This window comes from Exiguobacterium sp. s40 (genome assembly GCF_018617905.1).
Classification (GTDB): domain Bacteria; phylum Bacillota; class Bacilli; order Exiguobacteriales; family Exiguobacteriaceae; genus Exiguobacterium; species Exiguobacterium mexicanum_A.
In genome coordinates, this window is the sequence record NZ_JACSLC010000006.1 from 87,338 (window position 1) to 103,660 (window position 16,323).

Here is a 16,323-nt window from a genome sequence, read left to right on the forward strand (position 1 = left end):
GTGGAAGAACATGAAAGAAGAAGTACGGGTATCACGGGCAGCGTCACGGAAACGGAAACGGTTTTGGCAATCAGCGACAGTGGTGTTGTTGATCGCCTCGCTCATCGGCGTCATCGCTTTCGCGGCGCTCATGGACTCGAGGAAGTCGGCGTTGCCGGAGACGGACGACATCGCGACCGAATCGGTCAACAGTGAGACGGAAGCGACAGAGGAGACCGAGGCGGAAGCAGAGGCTGACGAGACCGACGGGGTGTTCGTCTATATCGCGGCGCCGTATACGAAAGTGTTCGCCGATGACCGGGTGACTGTCATCTATGAGGCCGACCTCGGCGACCGTTTCGAACAACTCGAGGCCGTCAGTGGTTTCGTCAAGCTCCAATTGAACGAGCGGACGATCGGTTGGGTGACGGAAGCGCAAGTGACGAAGGAAGCGACGAGTGTCTCGGACGAAGATGTGACCGCGGCCTGGAAAACGGTCGTCCCTACGGCCGACCCGGCGACGCTTGAATGGCTCGGACAAGATATCTCGAGCGTCCGCGCCACGCTCGGGGCCCCGAAAGCCGTCCAGCGTGACCAAGTGAACGAATATCATTTCTATGACGGTTTCTTCTTGATGGTGCGTGACCAGCAGGTGAAGGCGATCGACTGGGACCGCCAAGCGGTCGCGACGCCTGATATGACGGCGACGAGCAGTCAAAGCGCCGGAAGTTGGTATGAGGGCGAGACGCGACAATTGAAGTTGTTCCCATATGACGGGGTCATGCGGGTCCGGCTCGAACAAAAATAATGACGATCGTCGAGAGGACATCCCTTTCGACGATTGTTTTTATGTATTCATTCAAACGAAAGTTTGAATGTTAAAGGAGAAAGGTATAGAATGAAAGGGAGAGGAGGGGATGGGATGGGTGCACATCACGATCACCACGGAAATGACCACCATCATCACCATACGACGAATCAACGGGCGTTATTCTGGTCGTTCGTCCTGATCGCGACGTTCATGGTCGTCGAGGTCATCGGCGGATTATGGACGAACAGTTTGGCGCTCTTGTCGGATGCGGGCCACATGCTCAGTGACGCGGCCGCGCTCGGTCTCAGTTTTCTCGCCGTACGATTCGGGGCACGGCAGGCGACGCCGGAGCGCACGTTCGGCTATCGGCGGTTCGAGATTTTGGCGGCATTCGTCAACGGATTGACGCTGCTCGTCATATCCATCTACATCATCATCGAGGCGTATCAGCGCTTGTTCGCCCCGCCTGAGATTTTGAGCGGGGGCATGCTCACGGTCGCCATCATCGGGCTGCTCGTCAACGTACTCGCGGCCTGGCTGCTCATGCGGGGGGAACGTGACAACTTGAACGTCCGCAGTGCACTGTTGCACGTGTTCGGCGATTTGCTCGGCTCGGTCGGTGCCATCACGGCGGCCGTATTGATCATGGCGTTCGGATGGACACTTGCCGACCCGATCGCGAGTCTGTTCGTCGCTGTCCTGATTTTGTTGAGCGGCTACCGCGTGACGCGGGAGGCGATCCATATTTTGATGGAAGGGACACCCGACCAAATCGACGTCGTGGCGATGCAACGTGAACTCGGTGGCGTCGATGGCGTCAAAGAAGTCCATGACTTACATGTCTGGTCAATCTCATCGAACGAACTCGCCGTCACGTGCCACGTCTTGATCGGGGCAGACACGGACGACCAGCGCGTCTTGCGTGAGGTGACGAAACGAATCCGACAGTTCGCCACGTTCGAGCGTTCGACCGTTCAAATCGAAAGGGAAGCACAATGTTGCGAAGAACGGACGATCTGGTAAATAAACAAGCGGTCCCTGACATCTGTCGGGGACCGCTTGTTCGTTATGGTTTCAAGACGACTTTGACGCAGTCGTCCAAATGATCATTGAACATCTTGTACGCATCAGCTGCCTGCTCGAGCGGCAGACGGTGCGTGATGATATCGGTCGGGTCGAACTTCTTGTCGACAATCATTTGGAACAGCTCAGGCATGTAGTGAATGACCGGCGCTTGTCCCGTCCGAATGCTGACGTTTCGGGTAAAGAAATCACCGAGCGGGAACTGGTTGTAGTTCATCGCGTAAATCCCTGTCAATTGTACGGTACCGAACTTACGCACCGCTTCTTTCGCGACTTTGATGGCGCTGAGGGTTCCTCCTTGGACCATCAACTTTTGTTCGACTTTCTCAATCGGTGATTTTTTTCCGTCGAATCCGACACAATCGATGACCACGTCAGCCCCGCCGTTTGTAATTTCATAAATATACTTGCCAGTATCGATCGGGTCTTTCATCAACACGGTCTCGACATTGTTAGAGAGTTTAGCCCGGTTCAACCGGTAGATTTCCGGGTCGACGGCGATGACGCGTTTCGCACCACGCACCCAGGCTAATTTTTGTGTCATCAAACCGACAGGACCTGAGCCGAGGATGACGACCGTGTCTCCCGCTTTCATACCGGCATTCTCTAGACTCCACCATGCTGTCGGAATAACGTCCGACAAGAACAAGAGTGCCTCGTCGTCTAGTTCACATGACTCCGGGATGACAAGCGGCATGAAGTTTCCATATGGCACTTTTAAGTACTCGGCTTGACCGCCGGGATGGTTCCCGAACTGCTCCGTGAAACCGAAGTAGCCGCCTGCATCGGTATGAGGAGCATGGTTCGAGTTGTCGCACTGGCTCTCCATTTCATGCTCACAGTAGTAACAGTGTCCGCAAGAGACGTTAAACGGTAAGACGACACGGTCGCCTTTCTTCACTTTCGTCACATCCGGACCGACTTCTTCGACAATTCCCATCGGCTCGTGACCGATCACATAGCCATGACGGGTCGGCATATTTCCTTGGTAAATATGCAAATCGGATCCGCAGATGGCCGTTGACGTGATTTTGACGATAATCTCTTCCCGGTTCTCAATCTCCGGGTCTTTCACATCCTTGACTTCAATGTTTTTTGCTCCTTGATAGGTGACAGCACGCATATGTCCACTTCCTCCTTTTTTTGAAAACAGGTAAGTTACAACAAGAGTACTGTACCCTTCTTAAGCGCCTGCGAATCCGATTTATGGGGAACATAGGAAAAGGGGCTCACTGGGGAGCCCCTTTCCCGATGACGTCGATGACGACAATCTCCGGTGGATTGAACACACGCGGTACGCTGACGCTATAGTTGAAGCCACGCCCGATGACGTGTGTGAATGATTCGTGCTCGTACAAGCCCCCGGCGTACTTCGGGAAGAAGCCTTGGTCCGGCGCATACAGCCCGTTCAATAAATAGGGAATTCGAACCTGTCCGCCGTGGGCATGGCCTGACAGGACGAGGTCAAACGGTAAGGCGGCGTACGTCTCGACCTGCTCGGCCCGATGTGACAAGAGCAGACTGAACGCCGTCTCCGCGTCGACATCACCGAGTGAGGTCAATGCCGTCTCTTCCCAGCTGCCGTGGATGTTTTCCGTATACGTCCGCAATGGGTCCTCGAGTCCGCCGACGAGGACGTCGACGCCGTTGACATTGATTGACGCGGTCTCGTTCTCGAGCACGGTCACACCATAGGAGCGAAATACGTCCTTGACGTCGTGGCGGACGAAATCGTCCGAGCCGTCGATCTCATGATTGCCGGTGACGAAATACATCGGCGCGATGCCTTGTAAGCCTTTGATCAATTCAAACGAGGCGTCAGGTGAGCGGAACCGGTCGAGAATATCGCCGGGAAGGGCGATCAAATCGGGTTCTTGTTCTCGTACTTTGTCGATCAAGACACGTTGGTCGTCCCCGTATGAATAACCGTGCAAGTCGGACAACAAAATCACCCGGAACGATTGACCGGTCTCAAGTTTGTCGGATTCGACCTTATAATTTCGAATGGTCAGTCCGTTATAAAAAGCAGCGAGGAGGAACGCGACCCCGACGCCGATCGTCACATATTTGCGTTTACCTTTGAACATCGTCCGCCTCCTCTCGATGAATCGTTCGTTTCTTCATTCTACTCTGTAGAGTAGGGAGACGCAAAAAAAAGCCCGCTCGGAAGCGGGCCATCTGATTATGCTGCTTTGGCAGTCAACTTGACGTCGACGTTGCCGCGTGTCGCTTTCGAGTACGGGCAAACTTGGTGTGCCGCTTCGACGAGACGTTCCGCCGTCGCTTGATCCACACCTTTGATCTCGACTTCGAGTTCGACCGAGATGAAGAAGCCTTCATCGTCTTGGTTGAGCGTCACGTGTCCTGTGACGTTCGTGCCATCTGTTTTAATACGTTCTTTGCCGATAACGAGGTTCAAGGCGCTACCGAAACATGCCGCATAACCCGCTGCGAAGAGTTGCTCCGGGTTCGTCGCTTCGTCCGCGTGTTTTGAGCCAGGCATTGAGACGTTCAAGTCGATGACGCCGTCCGTCGATGTAACGCGACCTTCGCGGCCACCGATTGCAGTTGCAGAAGCTGTGAATAATTGTTTCATGATTCAATTCCTCCATTTCGTTTTTAGGCAATTAAGTTGTGCACAATCTAATTATAGAGCAGTCAAACAGATAATCAAATGATATGCTTGTCCTAAGACTGTAGCCGGAGGAAATACTATGAAAAGTTCGTTAACATTAGAGCATCAGATCTGTTTTCAGCTCTATACCGCTTCAAAAGAGCTTACAAGATTATATCGCCCAATCTTGGCGCCGTTAAACCTGACATATAGCCAGTACTTGGTCATGCTCGTTTTATGGGAAGAGGACAATATCGATTTGAAACAGCTCGGGGAGCGGCTCACGCTCGATTCGGGCACATTGTCACCGCTCGTCAAGCGGCTCATGCAACTCGATTACGTGGAGAAAGTGCGGGCGACCGACGACGAGCGCCGTGTCCTGTTGTCACTCACGCCGTCCGGGAGCGCATTGCGTGAGCAGGCCGAGGAGGTACCGCTCAAAGTGAGTGGTATGCTGAATATAGATGAGGCGACGTATATCGCTTATATGGAGATGCTCATCGACATCAAGGCGCGGTTGCGTGCGTTCGGTGAGCGAGAGGAGTAGGTTTTCGAAAGGAGACGCGATGTTTCGTAAATTAGTGATTTTATTGCTCGCGATCGGCATGTATGCGGCCTGGAAATTTGAAGTGCCGAACGTGTCGGCGCCGACGAGCATTCAAGTGAAGTCGACGGAAGTGGCGGAGGAGCAACAAGAACGCTCGACCGACGCCCCGCGCTTCACGAGCCAATATGCCGGGCACGACTGGTACTTGCTCGAGAAGAGCGGCGACCGTAGCCTCGAGTTGATCGATGCTGACGGTTCGAAGAAAGGCCATTACCAGTTCGAGACGGGCAGCATCTTTGAAGGGCTCATCGTGGGCAAGACGACGCGACAACAAGTCGAGCAAATCGGTTTCGATGAGGTCAAGTCATACAATAAGGGATTGAAACGCTATTTGATTCCGGACGACCCGTCGTTCAACGTCTATGCGATTGATGATGACTACTTGACGCTGTTCTTCGATCAGCACGATGAGGACAAGCTAAAGGCCGTGCTCACCGTCGACCGGGACGTCGAGGAGTCGAGCGACGGCTATTACGGCGACGTGTCGGAAGACAATCTCGTCGCGAACGAACAATTGATGCGGATGCTCATGAACTGGGACCGTCAGAAGTTTGGATTGTCGGCGCTCGCTGACTACGAACCGCTGCTCCCGGTCGTGCGCGCCCATAGTGAGAACATGGCCCGCAACAACTTCTTCAGCCATACCGATCCCGAGGGCCGCGACCCGTTCGAGCGGATGAATGAAGCCGGCATCGCCTACTCCCTCGCCGGAGAGAACTTGGCGATGGGGCAGATGAGCGTCTTCCACGCCCACTGGGGACTCATGAATTCGCTCGGCCACCGGGAGAACATTTTGAAAGATGGTTTCACGCACGTGTCGGTCGGCCTCGTCTATAATGAAGAATCAAGTCCGTTCTACACGATCAACTTCATCACCCCACGCTAAAAAAAGAATGGCCCGCCGGATTTCGGTGGACCATCCTTTTCCTTATAACAGGCGTTTGACCGCCGTCTCGATCTCGTCCGGTGTCGTCTGCGGCGAGAACCGTTCGATGACGTTGCCGTTCCGGTCGACGAGGAACTTCGTGAAGTTCCACTTGATCGTCTTCGAGCCGAGCAGGCCAGGTGCTTCTTTCGATAAGTATTGGAAGAGCGGGTGGGCGTCTTTCCCGTTCACGTCGACTTTGGCGAACATCGGGAACGTCACGCCGTAGTTCAATTGACAGAACTCGCTGATTTCCTCGTTCGAGCCCGGGTCTTGATTGCCAAACTGGTTGCACGGGAAGCCGAGGATATGGAAACCTTGCCCTTGGTAACGTTCATATAATTTCTCGAGCCCGTCGAGCTGTGGTGTGAAACCGCACTTGCTCGCCGTGTTGACGATCAACAGGACGTCCCCCTCGTATTTGGATAGCGGTTGGAGCTTGCCGCTCATGTCGGCCGCTTCATATTGATAGATCATGTTGATTCCCCCTTTTTGATTTTATTATACCAATCGGAATTTCAAGACACGACTTTGAACCGGTTGTTCGCAATCAAATTGTCATGAAATGATGAAGTCGTTGTTACAATGAAACATGATGGACGGCGTATAATGAGACTCGTTGTAGAAAGGAACGGTGTTATGTACATACTGAAAAATGAATTTATATGGATCAGTTTGATCCTGATTGGCTTATTCTTCTCGAGCGCGACCCCGTATTCGGACCAGAGCATCGTCTCACCGCTCGAACGGTTCGATTGGACGTGGGCCGAACCGGTACTCTCGACCGTCGACTTCGAGTACGCCGGAGGACCAGTATCGCTCGAGGCGAAAGGGAGCGTCGGCTTGATTGAGTTCTTGATTCGGAAAGCGGCGCACTTCACCGTCTTCTTCGCTCTCGGGGCACTTCTCGTCAAAGCCGTGTCACGGACAAGACTCCATGCCGGTCTGACGATCTTGTTTGCATGGACGCTCGCAAATACGGTCGCCATCTTTGATGAGTTCCATCAAAGCCTGACGCCTGAGCGGACGCCGCTCATTCAGGATATCCTGCTCGACAGTTTCGGGGCAGCCTGTGGCGTCCTTCTCGTTGGCGGTTATTATTTGTGGAAACACGGCCGAACGAACCGGTCGCGATCGGGGTATGTCTCCCCAAGGTGGTAAAAAAATCATATAGGTAGTTATTTGAAAAGCGCTTTCAAGAAGTGCTTTTCTTTTTTATTTATAACGTTTTTGTGACATGAGTAAATGAGAAATCCCTTTATACCCCCATTTTTAAACGTATAAAACCCAAAACAGGTCAATGTAATGCGAATGAAATATAAGTGTAAAATAACTTTAGGTTTGGATTGCTATAATGAGTCTCAGAGCGATACAGGAATTCGCGTTTTAACTTATAAATTATTCGATCTATTTTATATAGAAATTCACAGAACTCAGCGGAGGGAAGCACATTGGTTAACTTGAAGAAACTTGCAGCAACCGTCACTTTAGGAGCTCTTCTCATTAGCGGCACGACACCTGGCTATGCAGCGTCACTTACAGACAAACAGAAAAAGGTGCAGCAGCAACAACAAAAGAATAGCAGTGAACAGAGCAAAGCGAACGCCTCGATCCAAAAACGTGAACAGGCAATCAGCAAAGAGCAGCAAGAAATCAACAAGTTAGATGCTGAACTCCAAGACGTCATCAACGACGTCGCACAAAAGAAAGCTGAGATTCGTGCGACACAACAAAAAATCGCAGCCCTTCAAAAGCAAATCAAGCAATATGAAGCGAAGATGAAGGCGCAAGAAGAGCTCATGAAAGAGCGCATGGCCACAATGCAAAAAAACGGCGGCGGCTCGATCGACTGGGCAGAGTTCATCTTCGGTTCGAAAGACTTCGGTGACTTGCTCACACGCATGATCACAGCTGGTACGATCCAAGAGAACGACAAGCAAATCTTCGAAGAGTACCAAGCGACAAAAGAGAAGTTGGCGAAAGCGCAAGCTGAATTGAAAGCCGAGCGCGACGCTCTCGTGAAACAAAAAGAAGAACTCGAACAACGTCAAAAGACGCTCAACAAGAAAATGAAAGAGCGCGCAGCGAAGATCAAGAAACTCAACGCTGAAAAAGTGAAGTTCGAATCGAAATTGGTGAGCCTCCAAGAAATGGAGTCAACACTCAAGTCACAAGAAAAAGCCATCAAAGCTGAAATGGAAGCACAACGTCGTGCGGCCGAAGAAGCCAAACGTGCGGCAGCGGCAGCAGCGGCAGCGAAGAAACAACAGAGTTCGAACTCTGCTGCGAGCGCAGTCAGCACGCCGACAGCATCGGCAGCAGCTTCAGTACCAGCAAGCGGCGGCATGTTCCAACGTCCGGCGAACGGTCGTCTTTCACAAGGTTGGGGCGCGGCGAGCGGTGCGAACGGCTACCCGTTCCACAACGGACTTGATATCGCGGGACCAGTCGGAACGCCGATCAATGCGTCACAAACAGGTACGGTCACACGTGCTGGATGGGGTGGGGCCTACGGCAACCACGTCATCATCACACACGTCTTGAACGGGCAGGTCTGGACGACAGTGTACGCACACATGAGCTCGGTATCGGTATCAGCCGGTCAACGTGTGACACAAGGCCAAAACATCGGCGCGATGGGTAGCACAGGGAACTCGACTGGCTCACACTTGCACTTTGAGATTCACCGTGGCGGCTACTCGTACTCGTCTTCGAGCGCGGGTAACACGGTCAACCCAGCTTCATTCTTCTAAACGTATAGTAAAAGTGATCGACGAACGCGTCGATCACTTTTTTGTTGCCTTATACGCGATCAAGGTCAGCAGGGCGGCACCGATGACGCTCAGCCAGAGCGTATCCCAGTTCGGGTCGTCGAGCATGCTCCTTCCGCCGAGGAAGACCATGTAGCCGAGCACCGCGAGCGTGACGACTGTCAAGGCGGTCATCCGGACCCGGCGCGGGATGCGGAGCCACCAACCGAATAGTCTGTTCATCAAAAATCGCCTCCCCCTACAGTATAGGGGAGACGCATCAAATCAGCTAGGCAATCGAATCCACGCCGAGGTGAAGATTTTCTGATAGCCGACTTCTTTGTAAATCTTGTTCGATGTCGGGTTGCTCAAATCTGTATAGAGCGTACAATATTGTTTCGACGTCAAGAGCTCCCGGCTCAGCTCGGCGACGAGCGAGCGGGCATAGCCGCGCTTGCGCAACGCTTTTGGCGTGTAGACGAACGAGACGGTGACGCCGTTTGCGGTCTCACGCGATTTCTTCGCGCAGGAAACGACCTTGCCGTCGACTTCCCAGACGTACACTTCTTGATTCTCGAGCATCGTCGCGATCTTTTGTTTCGCTTCCTTCTTCGAGGAGACCCGCAAACCGGTTTCCTTTTCAAACGCGTTATACGCCTTCACGAGGAACGTCTCATCTTCCTCGGTGGCACGTCGCATCGACCCTTCCGACAGCGGGATGTCGTTGACGTGATCAAGACGATACAGGCCTTGCTCCATGAAGACTTTCGGCTCTCGCGCCGTCAGGATGTACCAGAGCGTGTAGAAGTTCATTGCTGAATCAGCTTGCGAGACGACCTCGGTGAAGGGAATATCCCCGTTCAACAGTTCAGGCACGAGCAGACGAAGGACGTCATTCTCTCGCTCAAGATTCACGAGCACATAATTGAGCGGATGAGGCGGCGTCACTTGCAGGATCGCGAGCACATCACCGTCATCTTCGACGGTCAGTTGATGATACGACTCGTATCGGTCTTGCTTGATGGCATCGAGCACACCGATCATCAAGCTGTTCTCGGCCTCATGTTCGAGCAGGTGGGGCATGACGCGTTCTTCAAATCCGGACAGGTCGTTCCAACGAATCAGTTCCATGTAAACACCCTTTCTTCGTATGTATGAAAAACGGGCAAACCGCGTGGCCTGCCCGTTTTCCTCATTCTATCAAATTTTGGAGCGTATTATGCGATTTCTTCGCGCGCTTTCGCGTCGTCGAGGAGTTTCGTGTTGCGTTTGAAGTAATGAACGATCTTGGCGATGGCCCCGTCTCCCGTGACGTTCGTCGCCGTGCCGAAGCTATCTTGTGCCAAATAGAGAGCGATGACGAGACTTTGCATCGTCGCATCGAACCCGAGGATTGAACCGAACAAACCGAGCGAGGCCATAACGGCTCCACCTGGTACGCCTGGTGCCGCGATCATCGTGACGCCGAGGGCGAGGATGAACGGGAGCACGATCGCGAAAGACATCGGCATGCCGTTCAAGTACATGAGGGCGACACCGACCGATGTGAGCGTGATCGTCGACCCTGACAAGTGGATTGTTGCACAGAGCGGGACGACGAAGTTGGCGACGCCTTCGTCTGTGTTGTTCGCTTTCGCTTGACGAAGCGTGACCGGGATTGTCGCCGCTGACGACTGTGTCCCGATGGCTGTGAAGTAAGCCGGCATCATCGTCTTCAAGAGGCGAAGCGGGTTCTCTTTGTTGAGACCCCCTGCGATCGAGTATTGAATCAAGAGCATCGTCAAGTGTAGGACGATGATTGTGACGAAGACGAGCGAGAACACCGAGAGAATCTCAGCGACTTGTCCGGCATACGTCATGTTCATGAAAATTCCGGCGATGTGAATCGGTAATAGTGGAATGATGACTTTGCTGATGAGTAGTTCAATGATATCGCGGAAATCCATGGCCAAATCGAGCGAGCGCTTGCTTTCGATGGCGGCAATCCCGATGCCGATGACGAATGCGAGAATGAGCGCCGTCATAACGCCGAATACCGGTGGGATCTCGAATTCCATGAAGCCTTTTAAGAGCGCTTCCTCCGGGCTTTCAGCTGACGCGTTGTTACGTGTCAAAATTTGTGGGAACAGGTTGCTCGTCGCGAAGTAGGCGAGCGTCCCGGCAACGATTGTCGATACGTATGCGATCAGTGCCGTCAAACCGACCAATTTCCCAGCGCCTTTTCCAAGTTCCCCGATTCCTGGAATGATGAAGGCGAGAATGATGAGTGGGATGGCGAAGCCTAGGAACTGTCCAAAGACCGTGTTGAACGTGACGAACGTCCGGACAATCCAGTTCTGGCTTTCTGGTACGATGCTACCGAGTAGAATCCCGAATGCGATAGCGATGATGATGCGACCTAGAAGGCCAATGCGTAATTTCAAATAAATCATCCTCTCTTGATGTTTGAATTGTTGCTATTTTCGCACATTTCATGCGGTGTTGCCACCCTATCTTTCATTTTTCAATGAAGATTGACGTTTGACAACTTTGAAATAGGGTATTACAAAATGTTGGAGTGGAAAAGCGAGGGACCTTCTTCTTTTCCTAATATACAAACGATGTTATGATTAATTTTGAATAGACGTAAAGGAGGGGTGACGCGTGCAGGTACAACGAACAACAATTCATATCGCGGGTCAAGACTATACGATCGTCAGCGAAGAGCCGGCCGATCATGTGAGGGAAGTGGGCTTTCTGGTCGATAGCAAAATCCGTGAGATTCGTGAACAGTCCCCTCATCTAGACGCTCGTCAGGCAGCGGTGCTCGCCGCTATCCAAATCGCGAGCGATCACGTCAAAACTAAACGAAATACGGGAGAATAAATCACTTTATGGTTACTCTACTTATACTGTTTTTCTTGTTCATCGGAATCGTTAACGGGTTCCGTCGCGGGGCGATCTTGCAGCTCGGCCATTGGGTCGCGCTCATCATCAGTTTCCTCGTCGCCAATGCATACTACCGTGATCTCGCCGAAGCGTTCAAGCTTTGGATTCCGTATCCGTCGCAACTCGATGGAACGCTTCCGAAAGGTGTCATCGATTTAAACGCGCTCACGGGGCTCGAGATGACATTTTATAACGTCTTTTGGTTCGTCGTCTTGTTCGTCATCACGAAACTTGTCTTGCATCTCATCCTATCGATGCTCGACTTCTTGACGGACTTGCCGATTTTGCGCCAATTGAAAGGCATCATCGGTGCCGTCCTCGGTTTCTTCGAGGCGTATGTGATCACGTTCTTCATTTTATGGGTCATCGCCTTCGTGCCGATGGCAAGCGTCCAAAGTGCGGTCGATAACTCGTCGCTCGCGACGTACATCATTCAAGACACACCATACCTCTCAGAATGGTTCTCGAATAAGATGTTGTAACACGACAGGCCGGAATGCAAGCTAGTGCTTGTGTCTCGGCCTTTTCTGTATGGAAAAGGGGGAATTTCAATGAATAAAGTTGAAGCGATGATGCTGTTAGAAAAGATCGCGCAATATATGGAGATTAAAGGGGAGAACCCGTTCAAGATCAACGCCTTCCGGAAAGCCGCGACGGCGCTCGAGAACACGGAACTCGAACTCGAAGACATCGAGGATTTGACGACGATCTCTGGGATCGGCAAAGGGACGGCCGCCGTCCTCGAAGAGTGGCGGGACACGGGCCGCAGTGAAGTGCTCGAGTCACTCCAAGAAGAGATCCCGTACGGTCTCATGAAACTGCTCAAAATCCAAGGGCTCGGCGGCAAGAAGCTCGCCAAGCTCCGTGAGATCGGCGTCGTCGACCTCGAGACGCTGATTACCGTGTTAGAGGACGGCACGGCCGCAAGCCTGCCGGGATTCGGGGCCAAGAGCGTCGAGAAGTTGCTCACGGCGGCAAGGAACCTCGAGTCACGTCCGGAACGTTTGGCGTACGCCATGATGCGTCCGGTCGTTGAAGAGATTGAGACGGTGCTCGAAGCCGAGCCGCTCGTCTTGCGCCATTCGGTCGGAGGCAGTTTCCGCCGTGCCGAGGAGACGTGTAAAGACCTCGACTTCATCATCGCGACCGAGGAACCTGTCGCCCTCCGCGATAAGCTGCTCGCCCTCCCGTTCATCAACGAGGTCATCGCGGCCGGCGAGACGAAAGTGTCGCTCGTCCTTGAGCGCGAGGAGATGGTGTCGATCGACTTCCGCATGGTCGAACCGGGTGCCTTCGCTGCGACGCTCCATCACTTCACCGGCTCGAAAGACCACAACGTCCGCATGCGCCAGCTCGCCAAGGCGAAGGGTGAGTCGATTTCCGAGTATGGGGTCGAGACAGCGGACGGCCTCTGGCAACCGGAGACGGAAGCCGAGCTGTTCGAACGCTACGGTCTGCCGTTCATCCCGCCTGAGCTCCGGGCAGGGAACCTTGAGTTCGAGCACGATATCTCGAAACTCGTCACACTCGACGACATCAAGGCCGACGCCCATATGCACACGGTCTGGTCGGACGGGAAGCTGACGGTCGACGAGCTCGTCGCGGCGATGAAAGCACGCGGCTACGAGTGGATCGCTATCACCGACCACGGCAAATACATGTCGTTCGTCAACGGCTTGACCGAGGAACGGCTCGAGGCGCAAGGAGAAGAAATCCTTGAGGCCGCGAAGAAACACGACATGCACGTCCTACGCGGTGTCGAGATGGACATCCGCCCGGACGGGACGCTCGACTATGAGCCCGAGTTCTTGGCGACGCTCGATTACGTCGTCGCCTCGATTCACTCAAAGATGGACCAATCCGTCGACGAGATCATGGCCCGGCTCGAGAACGCCTGCCGCTCGCCGTACGTCAACGTCATCGCCCATCCGACCGGCCGCCTCATCGGGCGCCGTGACGGCTATCCGATCGACGAGGAGCGCTTGATTGCTCTCGCCAAAGAGACGGGGACGGCGCTCGAGTTGAACGCGAACCCGAACCGGCTCGATTTGACGGCCTCGACGCTGAAGAAAGCGAAGGCGGCCGGCGTCAAACTGATGATCAACACCGACACGCACCACCCTGATATGATGGAAGATATGGCACTCGGCGTCCTGCACGCCCGGAAAGCCTATCTCGAACCGTCAGACATCATCAACTGCCTCTCGTTCGAGGACGCCAAGGCGTTCATCGACGCGAAGCGACAGAAAGGAACATGCTAGATGGATCACGCGTTACGCGTTTTAGAATATGAAAAACTACGCCAGCAGCTCGCTGCCCACGCCGCGAGCTCGCTCGGGAAAGAACGGGCGCTCAACATGCAGCCCGACTATACGTACGACCGGGTATTGTCGAACTTGAACGTCACTCGTGAGGCGACCGAGGTCGTCCGACTCCGGGATCGTCTCCCGCTTGGCGGGCTGACCGACGTCCGCAGTGAAGTGAAACGGGCCGCCATCGGCTCGGTCCTCTCGACGAGCGAACTGCTCGCCGTCGCCGCCGTCATGTACAGCGGCCGCCAAGTGAAGAACTTCTTCGAGAAGCTTCATGAGGACAATGAAGACCTCCGAATCCCGCGCCTCGACGAATACGCCGAGCGTTTGACGAAGCTGATCGAGGTCGAACAGTCGATCCGTCACGCCATCGACGACCAAGGCACGGTCCAAGACTCGGCGAGCGACCGGCTCCGTGGTCTCCGGACCCAGCTCCGCAGCTTTGAAGGCAGCGTCCGCTCACGGATCGACAACATCCTCCGCAACAACGCGAAGATGCTGTCAGACGCCATCGTCACGATCCGGAACGACCGTTACGTCGTCCCGGTCAAGATGGAGTACCGCCAAGCGTTCGGCGGGATCGTCCACGACCAATCGGCATCGGGCCAGACGCTCTTCATCGAGCCACAGGCGATCGTGTCGATTAACAACGAGATTCAAGAAGTCCGCCTGAAAGAGCGCGCCGAGATCGACCGCATCTTGAGCGAACTGTCGAACCTCGTCGGCGGTGTCGCCGATTCGGTCGTAATCAATCTCGACGTGCTCGCCACGCTCGACTTCGTGTTCGCGAAAGTCGCCTACGGCCATCAGCTCAAAGCGACGGAGCCGAAATTGAACGACGAACGCGAAATCAAGTTGAAACAGGCGCGTCACCCGTTCATCCCGCAAGATGAGGTCGTGCCGATCACGGTCGAGCTCGGTGAGGCGTTCACGTCGCTCGTCATCACCGGACCGAACACCGGCGGTAAGACGGTGACGCTCAAGACGCTCGGATTGCTCCAACTGATGGTGCAGTCAGGTCTGTACGTACCGGCCGAGTTCGGGACGGAGCTGTCCGTCTTTGACGCCATCTATGCTGACATCGGGGATGAGCAGTCGATCGAGCAGAGCTTGTCGACGTTCAGCTCGCACATGACGAACATCGTCAGCATGCTCGACAAGATCGACTTCATGTCACTTGTCCTGTTCGATGAGCTCGGTGCCGGGACCGACCCGCAAGAAGGGGCGGCCCTTGCCATCGCCATCCTCGACGAAGTGAAACGACGCGGCGCCCGCGTGGCGGCGACGACGCATTACTCGGAACTGAAGGCTTACGCCTATAATCGCGAAGGCGTCATGAACGCCTCGATGGAGTTCGATATCGAATCACTCAGCCCGACGTATCGCCTGTTGATTGGCGTACCAGGTCGTTCGAACGCGTTCGAGATCAGTCGACGTCTCGGCTTATCGGAACAAGTCATCGACAAGGCGCGGAGCCATGTCGGCACCGACGCCGAATCGGTCGAATCGATGATCAATGAGCTCGAGGCGGCCAAGCAACGCGCCGAACAACTCGAGAAAGAACTCATCGTCAAACGCCACGACCTTGAAGAAGAGCAGGCGGCGTTCGAGGCGAAGCTGACCGATTTCGAGCGCGAACGCGACGCGATGTACGGCGAAGCCGAGGCTCGTGCCGAGAAGGCCGTCGAACAGGCGAAGCGCCAGGCGAACGAAGTCATCGACCGTTTGAAGAAGCTACGCGCAGAAGGGATCGTCAAAGAGCACGAGATCATCGCTGCGAAGAAGCAGCTTGAATCGGCGAAACCGACGCTCCAAGAGAAAAAGATCCAAAAAGTGAAACAAAAAGCGCAACAGAAACGTACGTTCAGTAAAGGCGAAGAAGTGAAAGTGACGACGTTCAACCAAAAGGGCTATATCGTGAAGCAATTGAACGACAACGAGTACAACGTCCAAGTCGGGATCATGAAAGTGAACGTCAAAGCGGACGACCTTCAGAAGATCGGCCCATCGAAAGAGCAGTCGCTCCAGTCGAAAGGCAGCTCGCTCAAGCGTCAGAGCTCGACGAAGTCGGAGCTCGACTTGCGCGGCGTCCGGGTCGAAGAAGGGCTTTCCCGCCTCGACAAATATATCGACGAGGCGCTCGTGTCCGGGTATGACAACGTCCGTATCATCCATGGTCTCGGGACCGGTGCGATGCGACAGGCGACGCAAGAGTACCTAAAAGGACATCGTCACGTGAAGAGTCAGCGCCCCGGTGGGATGGGTGAAGGCGGACTCGGTGTCACGGTCGTCGAACTGAAGTGAGGGGAACAGA

Annotated in this window: 17 protein-coding genes; 10 read left to right on the plus strand and 7 right to left on the minus strand. The window is 54.1% G+C overall.

The genetic code is table 11. The annotated features are described in order from the left end of the window. The first annotated feature begins 10 nt into the window (after nucleotides 1-10). Both KNP02_RS07530 and KNP02_RS07535 read left to right on the plus strand, forming a co-directional pair. Entirely contained in the window at nucleotides 11-787 is a 777-nt protein-coding gene (locus KNP02_RS07530) for a hypothetical protein (RefSeq protein ID WP_214707989.1), read from the plus strand. Between the two features lie 114 nt (nucleotides 788-901). Then, on the plus strand, nucleotides 902-1,813 hold the full coding sequence (locus KNP02_RS07535; protein WP_214707992.1) for a cation diffusion facilitator family transporter: 912 nt from the start codon (nucleotides 902-904) through the stop codon (nucleotides 1,811-1,813). A 43-nt stretch (nucleotides 1,814-1,856) separates the two neighbouring features. Here KNP02_RS07535 and KNP02_RS07540 read toward each other — a convergent pair whose 3' ends face one another. The 3 genes from KNP02_RS07540 to KNP02_RS07550 all read right to left on the minus strand — a co-directional run bounded on the left by KNP02_RS07540 (nucleotide 1,857) and on the right by KNP02_RS07550 (nucleotide 4,469). Beyond that, a complete protein-coding gene (locus tag KNP02_RS07540; protein ID WP_114165942.1) occupies nucleotides 1,857-2,996 on the minus strand; it encodes a zinc-dependent alcohol dehydrogenase in 1,140 nt (379 codons plus the stop codon). Between the two features lie 106 nt (nucleotides 2,997-3,102). After that, nucleotides 3,103-3,960, minus strand: coding sequence for a metallophosphoesterase (locus KNP02_RS07545; protein WP_214707994.1), 858 nt, complete (start codon nucleotides 3,958-3,960; stop codon nucleotides 3,103-3,105). A 95-nt stretch (nucleotides 3,961-4,055) separates the two neighbouring features. Then, nucleotides 4,056-4,469: an organic hydroperoxide resistance protein gene (locus tag KNP02_RS07550; RefSeq protein ID WP_214707996.1), complete on the minus strand. Its 414-nt coding sequence runs from the start codon at nucleotides 4,467-4,469 to the stop codon at nucleotides 4,056-4,058. Nucleotides 4,470-4,587: 118 nt separating this feature from the next. Between KNP02_RS07550 and KNP02_RS07555 the strand changes: the two genes are divergently transcribed. Next, nucleotides 4,588-5,034 carry a MarR family winged helix-turn-helix transcriptional regulator gene (locus KNP02_RS07555; protein ID WP_214707998.1) on the plus strand — a complete coding sequence of 149 codons (447 nt, stop codon included), beginning with the start codon at nucleotides 4,588-4,590 and terminating at the stop codon, nucleotides 5,032-5,034. 19 nt (nucleotides 5,035-5,053) lie between these two features. Further along, entirely contained in the window at nucleotides 5,054-5,980 is a 927-nt protein-coding gene (locus KNP02_RS07560; RefSeq protein ID WP_214708000.1) for a CAP domain-containing protein, read from the plus strand. A 42-nt stretch (nucleotides 5,981-6,022) separates the two neighbouring features. Here the strand turns inward: KNP02_RS07560 and KNP02_RS07565 are convergent, their stop codons facing one another. Then, nucleotides 6,023-6,496, minus strand: coding sequence for a glutathione peroxidase (locus tag KNP02_RS07565; RefSeq protein ID WP_029595900.1), 474 nt, complete (start codon nucleotides 6,494-6,496; stop codon nucleotides 6,023-6,025). 162 nt (nucleotides 6,497-6,658) lie between these two features. Between KNP02_RS07565 and KNP02_RS07570 the strand changes: the two genes are divergently transcribed. Both KNP02_RS07570 and KNP02_RS07575 read left to right on the plus strand, forming a co-directional pair. Further along, nucleotides 6,659-7,180: a VanZ family protein gene (locus KNP02_RS07570; protein ID WP_214708002.1), complete on the plus strand. Its 522-nt coding sequence runs from the start codon at nucleotides 6,659-6,661 to the stop codon at nucleotides 7,178-7,180. Between the two features lie 290 nt (nucleotides 7,181-7,470). Next, complete coding sequence (locus tag KNP02_RS07575) at nucleotides 7,471-8,772, plus strand: murein hydrolase activator EnvC family protein (RefSeq protein WP_214708004.1); 1,302 nt, start codon at nucleotides 7,471-7,473, stop codon at nucleotides 8,770-8,772. A gap of 33 nt (nucleotides 8,773-8,805) precedes the next feature. Here the strand turns inward: KNP02_RS07575 and KNP02_RS07580 are convergent, their stop codons facing one another. The 3 genes from KNP02_RS07580 to KNP02_RS07590 all read right to left on the minus strand — a co-directional run bounded on the left by KNP02_RS07580 (nucleotide 8,806) and on the right by KNP02_RS07590 (nucleotide 11,201). After that, nucleotides 8,806-9,012: a hypothetical protein gene (locus KNP02_RS07580; RefSeq protein WP_214708006.1), complete on the minus strand. Its 207-nt coding sequence runs from the start codon at nucleotides 9,010-9,012 to the stop codon at nucleotides 8,806-8,808. A gap of 42 nt (nucleotides 9,013-9,054) precedes the next feature. Further along, the gene (locus KNP02_RS07585; RefSeq protein WP_214708008.1) at nucleotides 9,055-9,900 is read right to left on the minus strand and encodes a GNAT family N-acetyltransferase; all 846 of its coding nucleotides are present in this window, start codon (nucleotides 9,898-9,900) and stop codon (nucleotides 9,055-9,057) included. Nucleotides 9,901-9,986: 86 nt separating this feature from the next. Next, nucleotides 9,987-11,201: a dicarboxylate/amino acid:cation symporter gene (locus tag KNP02_RS07590; RefSeq protein WP_214708010.1), complete on the minus strand. Its 1,215-nt coding sequence runs from the start codon at nucleotides 11,199-11,201 to the stop codon at nucleotides 9,987-9,989. 211 nt (nucleotides 11,202-11,412) lie between these two features. Between KNP02_RS07590 and zapA the strand changes: the two genes are divergently transcribed. The 4 genes from zapA (at nucleotide 11,413) to KNP02_RS07610 (ending at nucleotide 16,313) form a co-directional block, all read left to right on the plus strand. Then, nucleotides 11,413-11,634: a cell division protein ZapA gene (zapA, locus tag KNP02_RS14900; protein WP_021066785.1), complete on the plus strand. Its 222-nt coding sequence runs from the start codon at nucleotides 11,413-11,415 to the stop codon at nucleotides 11,632-11,634. Between the two features lie 8 nt (nucleotides 11,635-11,642). After that, nucleotides 11,643-12,179 (plus strand): CvpA family protein, encoded by a 537-nt coding sequence (locus tag KNP02_RS07600; protein ID WP_034776712.1) that lies wholly within the window; start codon nucleotides 11,643-11,645, stop codon nucleotides 12,177-12,179. A 63-nt stretch (nucleotides 12,180-12,242) separates the two neighbouring features. Continuing rightward, nucleotides 12,243-13,958, plus strand: a complete 1,716-nt coding sequence (gene polX, locus KNP02_RS07605) for a DNA polymerase/3'-5' exonuclease PolX (protein ID WP_214708167.1) — start codon at nucleotides 12,243-12,245, stop codon at nucleotides 13,956-13,958. After that, nucleotides 13,959-16,313, plus strand: coding sequence for an endonuclease MutS2 (locus KNP02_RS07610; RefSeq protein ID WP_214708012.1), 2,355 nt, complete (start codon nucleotides 13,959-13,961; stop codon nucleotides 16,311-16,313). It abuts the gene before it with no gap. Nucleotides 16,314-16,323 lie beyond the last annotated feature (10 nt).